Here is a 6,577-nt window from a genome sequence, read left to right as displayed (position 1 = left end):
CCCCCGAAGCTCCCGCCCCCTCCGCATAGCCGAAGCGGCGATCCCTCTCAGTTGCCCTGAGCGTGTAGCGACTCGTGGCGCTACCAGGCCGCCCCGTGTACGCGGGCGAGCACAGTATCGGGCGTTCTTTCGGGATGCTGCGCGGTCTGGGAGAGTCGGGAGAAGGCGGATGCTCATCACGCCGCAAAGGTCAGTAGCGCTTCCGCTCCGACAGCTTCCCCGCTCGAAACTCTGTCTTGAACGGCGACCGTGGGCGGCCGCAGCTGGACCGGTGAAGGGACATCCCTCATATCGCCCCGCATGAAAGGCAAGAGAGGCACCGCACGGCTGACAGTGTCCAGCCCCGGTGAACCAGCGCGTGCCAGCGATCGTTAACGGGCCTTCAGATGATCGCCGAGCTGTTTGAGTCGCCGCCAGGCGGCGGGGTCGGTGCCGTTGCCGAGCGTGTAATGCAGCGCGGGCCGGACCGCCGGTCCGAGGCGGGTCGGACGGGCATCCCCGGCTGACTCGGCCCTTGTCCGCCCGAATACGCGGACCGCGTCGGGGCCCAGGGTGAAGGAGACCGGAATCGGGAGCCGCTCGCGGCGGGGCGGTGTGGTCAGGTCGGCGCGGGCCTGGCGCACGCAAGCGAGCATCGACGTCAGTTGGTGTCGCGTGGCGAGAATCTCAGCCAACTCGGGGAGCGCGTCGAGGGGCGGGGCCTCGTCCGCGTCGTAACCGAGGGCGAGGGTGATGTGCTCCTCGATGCCCGAAGGGGTGTGGGTGATGTGGAGGGTGGCGATCCCCGGACGGTCCGGGGCGCCGACGGCGACCAGCCAGGTAGGCGTCGACTTCTGGGCGCGGGTGCGCGCCAGCTCCGTCAACTGCCCTGATGACCAGGGAATATTGACGGGCTCGGCGGTGGACCACCCGGCGGGTGGGGCATCGGTGAGCGTCTGCCAGCAGGCTTCCAGCGCACCTCCGAGGAGGAGATGCTCGGTCGCGGGGTGGTTGGTGCGGATATCCACGAGGAGCTGGCGCTCAGCGGCGGCAGCTTGCGGATGGGTGAACTCCTCCGCGAGCTGTGGGCCGCCGTCGGCGGCCCGCTTCGGGGTGAAATGGCCGTCATGCCAGTGGAGTACGGCGCCGGAGAGCCCGTCGTAGTAGCCGCCCTCGGGGACACGAACGACCCAACGGGCGGGCAGCCTGGTGAGCAGGGCTCGGGCGGGCTGAGTCAGCCGGGTATCAGACGGGGTGACGCACTGGACTTCTCGGCCCGACGACATCGAGGTCTGCAGAAGGTCGGTGAACCAGGTGGTCGCGGCCAGGAAAGGACGGTCCTGGAAGACCACCATCGCCCGGTCGGTCAGGACATCGGCTGCCAGCGGCTGCTCTCGGTCGGACCTGTGTCCGCCGGACGGAACGTTCACGACATCGGTGTGCGCGGATTCGGACGGCCAGGTGGTGCCGCCCAGCACTGCCACCAGACGCCCGGCCACCGACCCGGCCAGCCGCCCGGCCTCCTCCACCGCTGTGCTCCCTCGTACCTCGGTCCACCACACCGGCTCCTCAGCCGGTACGTGCTGTCCGAACAACCGGCGGACTTCACCTGGCACTTGAAGGAAGAGCGGCGCCTCGACGTTCACCAAGGGGCGCCCGTCAGGTGCGCACAACCGGACGGCGGCGCCCTCTGAACCACTGTCCAAGCGCACGTCAGGCCCACCGGCGTACAACCCGGCCAGCAGGGCGCGGACATCCGGTGCCTTCGAGGTGAGGGCGATGACGTCCCGAGTCACAAGACTCCTCAACTGGAGGGAAGGGGAATCCAGGCGATCAGAGCCTGCTGGTCAGGTCTGGCCCCAGGCCATCTTCATACGCCTCCGGGATCGCCAGCCCTTCCGGAGTGGAGGAACCGAAGTAGGTCGGATCGCCTGGTTCAGGGGAGACGCCGAGCACTCTGCTGAGTTCCTGCAAAGCAGCCGCGAGCCGTGGAGCGTTGTGGTGGTACACCTCGGGGTGGGGTTTGCCCGAGAAGTCGTACCAGGCCCAGATGTCGTGATGGACGGACAAATCCGCCGAGAGCCCCGTGGGGGCCGGAGAGACGGACAGATCGACCAGCTGCGGCTCTTGGTGTGATTGTCCAGCCGCGTCGATCCATTTTCCTGTACCGATTACGTGCACATCATCGATCTTCGCTGAGGGGAAAGCGGCTGGGCGACTTCCGAGCAATCGTTCCGGGAGGCTCGGGTCTCCCAACTGCGTCGTGAGTTCCAGACTGCTCCTGATGCCGGTGGTCCCGATGTCCAGCACGTACCAGCCGAATTCCAGCTTGGCGGGGGCCAGGAGTTCGAGCCCGACGAGCGCCTCGCTCATCCTGGATGCTGTCGCCAGCGCCGATTCCAGTCCGGGTTCAGCGACCTCGTCGAGATCCCAGAACCAGGAACCACACTCCCTCGGCGCGCGCATCAATTTCGACATAATTTTTTTCCTTACGGGAATGTGGGTCCGTCCGGTGGGACGGTTACCGAGCCGTCCGTGAAGCGCAGAATGAACGTCCCGCCTACTCTTCTTGCCTGGAACTCTGCCTCATCGAACATCTTGGGAGTGAGATCCCTCATCGACTGGTGCACGTCCAGAATTGCCACCCGGTGGCTCATTCCCTCGTGCGCCAACTGCCCGGCTGCCTTCCTGGCGGCGCTCTTGATGCCTGCGATGTTGGTGACATCCTTGAGCTGATAACCGTAGTCGATGTTTCCGTCAGGGTGCCGGGTGTAGACGTCGAGGTCGAACGTCGCTGTATCGAGTTCGACGCCCACGCGGCCGACCCCATGGGCTTGAAAGTCGGTGACAAGTCTCATGGCCATGTGAACCGCGGGGACCATGCCCTTCGGATCAGCCTTGGTCGGCCCCTGCTTACACATGTCCAGGAGTTTGTTGTAGCCCTCCACCTCACGCAAATGCCCGCGCGAGATCATGTCAGCGGTACCGGCCCCGTACGGGTCCTTTCGCAGCGATCGAAGCACGCTCGCCTGATCACGGGCGTCCATCTTCGCCCGGTCGAGTTCCGCGACGACGCCGGCTTCCTGCTCCGGCTCCATGCGGCCCGTCTGGGCCTGCGTCACGTCGTCGACGTTCTTGGTGTATTTGTCCGGGTCGATGTCAGGAGGCCCGTCCGAGGACCCGCCTTCCGGTGATGGATCCTCCGCTCCCGGTGCCGCGTGACCCTCATCGAGGTGGCCGCCCCCGTTCCCATGGGGCGGATCCGTCGGAAATCCATCAGGCGAAGCCGCGCCAGAACCGGTGTGCGCTTCTCCGGCGCGGGGACTGCCCGTCGGCCCCTGACCATCCGCTGGGGAGTGACCCGCACCCGATCCCCGCATGTCGCCGGCAGTGCCGCCCGATCCACCGCGCGCTGGTGGCTGCTGGTCGGTTCCACCGTCCCGGCCACCGGATGCGCTGTCGTGACCGGCCCTCGACGGCGGGTTCTCGCCCGCTTGGGCGGTGGCGTCGTTGCCGCGGGTGCCCACGCCGACCGGCTCGCGGACGCGTGGAGGTTCGGCGGAGGGGGTGTGCTGGGTGACCGCCGGCTCAGATATGGCTGGGCTGGTGTCGACGACGCCGTTCTTGCTGGGAATGAACTCGCCGTCCGCGATGCGTACTTCGGAGCCGTCGGCAAGGCGCAGGACGCTGTGGGTGGCGTCCGCGGCGGCTGCCGCGTCCGTGGCGGCGTGGAGGCCTGTGGTCACCTCGCGGATGGTGGGCAGAGCGCGTGCGGCTGTGGAGACGGTCCTGGCGGCGGCGCCGATCGGGTCGAGGACCTCGCCGACGGTGGCGAGGGTACCGGCCACGCGGGCGCCGGCACCACCCTTGCCCGCAGCGGAGAGGCCCTTGGCGGTGGCTCCCAGGGGGCCTGCGCCGAGGGTGAGGGTGTTGAAGACGAGGGTGCCTGCCGCCTTGCCGGGATTGTCGTCCCAGTCGTCCCAGCCGACGAGGCCCTTGGCGAACTCCTTCGCGTAGGGCCGGCTCTCGTCCATGAACTGTTCCTGCCACGGACCGAAGGTCGGCTCCCGGTCGCCGTGCGGGTCCAGAAGGTACGATTCTGCGCCCACGATCACCCGGGCCAGGCCCTCGCGGGTCGCGTCGCCTTCCTCGCCTGGGCTGAAGAGGTTGACCACTCCCTCGACCGTGCCGACGACGTTGTCCTTCAGGCTGAGGCCGAACTCCTTAAGGTGGTAATCGATGCCGAAGGGGAGCGCCTCGTGGTGGGCGGGGGTGCCCCACGGCAGCCGGTCCGCCTCGGCGAGCTGGTCGGTGTTGAAGCCGTAGGGGTTGTCCTGCTTGGGGCTGCCGTCGTTGATGTGCCACTGGGTGCCGCCGACCAAGGCCGTGATCTTGTCGGCGCAGGTCACCTCGGCCTGCTGGAAGGCGGCGACCGTCGCGTTCACCGCGTCCCAGATGGCCTGGTGCTCGTCGACCTTGTCCTGGTCCTTCTGCCAGTTCTGGAGCAGGGCGTCGTCGCCTTCGACCGACGCCACGAACACCCGCGCCTGGCCGCGCAGCGCCTCCAACTGCCTGACGATCTCCGCGACTTCGACCATGTAGTCGAAGAGCGCGTTCGCCACCGTGTCCAGGTCGTCCGCGAACGATGACGACTTCGACTCCACCGCCTGCGTCGTGGCGAACAGCTGGCCCGCCTCCGGGGCCTTGTACGACGACGACAGGTTCTGGAAGCGGGTGTGCACGTCACCGCCGTGCTCCCGGATCGCCTTCGCCGCCCGCCGCATGGCGGCGATCTGCTGCTGCAACTCGACCAGATCACCGGTGAAGGAAGGTATCTTCTCCGGGCTGATCACGGCTGCTCACCGCCGCCGGACGGGGTCCCCGCCTCGTACGACCGCTTGCGGGCCGCCTCCAGGAACTCCGTCACATCCGGGGCCAGGGTCGCCTGCCGCTGGGCGTTCCACGCCTGCTCCAGCTCTCCGGCGCCGTACGCGTTCGTCGCCTCGATCGCACCGTTCGCCGAGTTGCTCGCGCGCAGCGGCAGGAACACCACATCCCGCTCGGTCCCGGTCACGAACTCGCCCAGCGCGACCGCCACCAGACCCGACGCCTGGCCGGCAGCCGTCGAGGCGCCCTCGCCGTCGAACGACAGCGTGCCCGCAGACTCCATGGCACCCTGCACGGCACCGCCGTACAGCGTGATGCCCTTGTTCATGCCCTCGGCGGCCTCCCGCACCGTCGAGATCACCGCCCCCACCCCGGCAGGTGAGATGTCCCACCCCGTCATACCAACCCCCGCGAATCCCAGGCCGACGCTTCCCACACGATCAGACTCGTGATCCAGCATCACATGCCCCACTGACAACTGGGTCCCATCTAACTCAGGCTCTGTTGCAGGAGCAACGCACTTCACTCCACAGCGCGTTGCCCAGAGCACTCGGCATACGGCTGTCGGGGAGCAGAGGAGGAGTCGCACGTGGAGGGTGTAACCAGACGGCTTGACGGGGGGCCCTGGCGGGAGAGCGGTGTGGGAGAAGGCGGGTGTGGCAGTGGCGCCCAGGACGGACCCTCCGGACGCCACCGGCCTCAAGGCGGAATACCTCTACGTCGTCACTCCCGGTCGGTCGTGATGATACCGACGCATTCTTCGAGCGCGGCATGCAACGGCGTGACGAAGGCGGCGAGTTCGGCGTCCGAGGCCTTCCCCATGTCCAGTACGGCGCCGACGACCGTTACCAGGACGGCGGCGGCCTTCAGCGCTTGCGTTTCGGCCAGCCCTTCAAGAAAACCGCCGGGGCGCGTGACCGCGAAAGCCTCCTTGCCGGTTGCTGGGTCGATGCCGAGGCTGCGTAGAGGAGACGCATGCGTACTCATACGGCGACCTCCCACGGAACGTAGTCCTGCCCCAGCGTCGCCAACACCGCTGACCGGCGCCGCTCCCGCTGAAGGCGGCGCCGGTCATGTTCGTCCCGCTCGCGTTCCCACGCGACGACGTACGGGCGGACCAGGGGCATGCCGTCGGCGGTGATGAAGTCCGCCGGGTGCCGGAGCGTGATCACGGGCGGGGGCTCCGGTGCGGGTGGACAGGAGGTCAGGGGCAGCGGCGGCTGCGCCCCGGAGCGGTGGGCTCCGCGGGCGGGCAGGAAGAGGTTCAGAATCGCGGCCAGTAGGCTGCGCATAAGTCGACTCCTTGTCAGTCGGCTCAGCCCCGGCACGGAAGCTCTCACCCTTCCCGCCGGGGCGTTTCTTTGGGCCACTGTATCGCCTTGTATCGACTCGTCGCGAGACGTATCTCAAAGAGCGCACATCAGTCCGCTTGCCTAGCGTCAAGTTCATGAACCCTGACGCTGAGATCGACCATGGCGCGCCGCTGACCCCGTACCGGCAACTGGCCGAGATCCTGCGCGGGCAGATTCAGCGTGGTGACTGGCAGCCCGGGCGGATGCTGCCGAGTGAGGCCCAGCTCGTGCAGCGGTACGGGATCGCGCGTACGACCGTGCGGCGGGGGCTCGGCCTGCTGGCCGACGAAGGCTGGGTGTACGCCGTACCCCAGCGGGGGTGGTTCGTCACCGACCCCCTACCGCCTTCCCCCGAAACC

7 protein-coding genes are annotated in these 6,577 nt (G+C 67.9%); 1 reads left to right on the top strand and 6 read right to left on the bottom strand.

Features of this window, described 5'->3' with window-relative positions; all coding sequences use genetic code 11:
* Positions 1 to 371: 371 nt before the first annotated feature.
* From P1P70_RS37805 to P1P70_RS37780, 6 genes are all read right to left on the bottom strand, one after another.
* Positions 372 to 1,775 (bottom strand): DUF6177 family protein, encoded by a 1,404-nt coding sequence (locus P1P70_RS37805; protein WP_319245834.1) that lies wholly within the window; start codon positions 1,773 to 1,775, stop codon positions 372 to 374.
* Between the two features lie 37 nt (positions 1,776 to 1,812).
* The gene (locus tag P1P70_RS37800; RefSeq protein ID WP_319245832.1) at positions 1,813 to 2,457 is read right to left on the bottom strand and encodes a hypothetical protein; all 645 of its coding nucleotides are present in this window, start codon (positions 2,455 to 2,457) and stop codon (positions 1,813 to 1,815) included.
* Between the two features lie 11 nt (positions 2,458 to 2,468).
* Positions 2,469 to 4,832: a hypothetical protein gene (locus tag P1P70_RS37795; protein WP_319245830.1), complete on the bottom strand. Its 2,364-nt coding sequence runs from the start codon at positions 4,830 to 4,832 to the stop codon at positions 2,469 to 2,471.
* Entirely contained in the window at positions 4,829 to 5,266 is a 438-nt protein-coding gene (locus P1P70_RS37790) for a DUF6507 family protein (RefSeq protein ID WP_319245828.1), read from the bottom strand. The genes P1P70_RS37795 and P1P70_RS37790 overlap by 4 nt, the downstream gene beginning before the upstream one ends.
* Positions 5,267 to 5,589: 323 nt before the next feature.
* Positions 5,590 to 5,853 (bottom strand): hypothetical protein, encoded by a 264-nt coding sequence (locus P1P70_RS37785; RefSeq protein ID WP_319245826.1) that lies wholly within the window; start codon positions 5,851 to 5,853, stop codon positions 5,590 to 5,592.
* Complete coding sequence (locus P1P70_RS37780) at positions 5,850 to 6,158, bottom strand: hypothetical protein (protein ID WP_319245825.1); 309 nt, start codon at positions 6,156 to 6,158, stop codon at positions 5,850 to 5,852. The genes P1P70_RS37785 and P1P70_RS37780 overlap by 4 nt, the downstream gene beginning before the upstream one ends.
* Before the next feature lie 155 nt (positions 6,159 to 6,313).
* Here P1P70_RS37780 and P1P70_RS37775 point away from each other — a divergent pair.
* Positions 6,314 to 6,577, top strand: a 264-nt coding sequence (locus P1P70_RS37775; RefSeq protein WP_319245823.1) for a GntR family transcriptional regulator, incomplete at its 3' end; no start/stop codon positions are given.

Source organism: Streptomyces sp. MB09-02B, from assembly GCF_033794485.1.
GTDB lineage: Bacteria > Actinomycetota > Actinomycetes > Streptomycetales > Streptomycetaceae > Streptomyces.
This window is presented reverse-complemented; position numbering and strand designations above follow the sequence as displayed.

Coding starts and splice junctions, on each gene's coding strand:
- P1P70_RS37800 (WP_319245832.1), bottom strand. CDS start 2,457: ATGTCGAAATTGATGCGCGCGCCGAGGGAGTGTGGTTCCTGGTTCTGG.
- P1P70_RS37790 (WP_319245828.1), bottom strand. CDS start 5,266: ATGACGGGGTGGGACATCTCACCTGCCGGGGTGGGGGCGGTGATCTCG.
- P1P70_RS37785 (WP_319245826.1), bottom strand. CDS start 5,853: ATGAGTACGCATGCGTCTCCTCTACGCAGCCTCGGCATCGACCCAGCA.
- P1P70_RS37780 (WP_319245825.1), bottom strand. CDS start 6,158: ATGCGCAGCCTACTGGCCGCGATTCTGAACCTCTTCCTGCCCGCCCGC.